Source organism: Algiphilus sp. (assembly GCF_023145115.1).
Classification (GTDB): Bacteria; Pseudomonadota; Gammaproteobacteria; order Nevskiales; family Nevskiaceae; genus Algiphilus.
The window spans coordinates 1-1,816 of the sequence record NZ_JAGLEJ010000058.1 but is presented as its reverse complement, the minus strand read 5'-3'; the positions used below and the strand labels follow the sequence as shown (position 1 = coordinate 1,816).

Below are 1,816 nucleotides of genomic sequence, written 5' to 3'. Positions count from 1 at the left end.
GTTGTGTCGCCCCTTCAGCGCCGATAACCGCGTGCCGCGGAGCAATACTACGGGGAAGTTGGGCTGGCATATCGGAGCGCTCTGTGTAATTGGGCGGGTGGCGTGGACGGCGGACAGCCATACCCCGAACGTCCACTGGTAACGGGCGCGAGCCCGTTCCGTCCTTCAGCGTGGGGCCGGGTCCGGCGGCCAATTCCCTGGTGCCGGCCTCCGGGCCGAGCCCGTCGATGAGATTGCCTCAAAACCGCCACCCGGGCCGCCGTCCGCGCCACCCCAACACCATATCCAAACCATCCAATGTCAAACTCCGAACTCGATAAACTTCTCCGCGATTGCAGCGGAGCTGCCCGCCCGAAGAGCTCCGCCCGGCGGGGCAAAACCGCCAAACTGGTCAAGCTGGCCGTGATGCCGACGCTCAACCCCGACGCGGCGGGAGCCGACATCGGCGCACGCGAGATCGTCGTATGCGTGCCGGCCGACCGCGACAGCCGCCCGGTGCGCACCTTCAAGACCTTCACCGAGGATCTCCACAAGCTCGCCCGCTGGCTGAAGCGCTGCGGGATCAAATCCATCGCGATGGAATCCACCGGCATGTACTGGATCCCCCTCTATCAGATTCTCGAAAGCAGCGGGATCGAGGTGCTGCTGGTCAACGCCCGTCACGTCAAGCACGTCCCGGGCCGCAAGAGCGACGTAAGCGACAGCCAGTGGATCGCGCATCTCCATGCCGTGGGGCTGCTCAACGGCAGCTTCCGCCCGGCCGGGGACATCTGCGCGATGCGCAGTCTCACGCGGCACCGCGAGAGCGTGCTTCGGCAGGCCGCCGACCAGGTGCGGCACATGCAGAAGTGCCTCGACCAGATGAACCTGCAGATCCACCACGTCATCAGCGACCTGACCGGCACGACCGGCATGGCCATCATCGAGGCGATCGTCGCCGGCGAGCGCGACGCACGCACACTGGCCGCCCTGCGCGACCACCGGATCAAGGCCGCCCGTGCGACCATTGAGAAGAGCCTGTGCGGCGACTGGCGCGAGGAACACCTGCTGGTGCTCGGCCTCGCGCTGGAGGCGTGGAAGACCCACCGGAGCCAGATCGCGCGGCTCGACGGGGAGATCCGCCGGCGGGTGGACGCGCTCGAAGCGCGGGTGGACGCCGCGGAGAAACCGCGTCCCCCTCGCGCGGGCCGACGGACCGTCTCGGCCAACGAACCCGCCGATGCCGAATCACTCGAAGACGGATTTTACCGCGCTCTGGGCACCGACCTGACCGCAGTGCCCGGGATCTCCGCGCTGACGGTGCAGGCGTTTCTCAGTGAAGTGGGGCCGGACCTCGACGGGTTCGCCACCGCCGGACGGTTCGTCTCGTGGCTCGGACTGTGCCCCGGCACGAAGATCAGCGGCGGCAAGGTGCTTGACGCGCGCAGTCGCCGCGGCAAGCCGCGCTTCGCACTGCTGCTGCGGCAGGCCGCGCAGAGCCTCCATCGCAGCAAAAGCGCGCTGGGCGCGAGATACCGGCGCATGCGCGCGAGGCTCGGCGCACCGAAAGCTCTGACCGCGATGGCCCATTGCCTGGCGCGGATCATCTACCGCCTGGTAACCCGCAGCGAGATCTACAGCGAATCGGTATTCGCCGATGAAGAGGCGGCGCACGCCCGACGGCAACAAGCGCGCCTAATCCGCCAAGCCAAAGAGATGGGCTACGATCTGGTCCCCGTCGCCACCAACTGAGCGACCTTAGGAGATCCACCCCCCCCAACCCCCGGAATTCCATACGCAACTGACTATCATCGACTTACGGATCTACTTCCCGATG

General features: G+C 67.0%; 1 protein-coding gene. It reads left to right on the top strand.

What is annotated here, in order from left to right:
* Nucleotides 1-297: 297 nt before the first annotated feature.
* Entirely contained in the window at nucleotides 298-1,731 is a 1,434-nt protein-coding gene (locus KAH28_RS17380) for an IS110 family transposase (protein WP_290578860.1), read from the top strand.
* Nucleotides 1,732-1,816 lie beyond the last annotated feature (85 nt).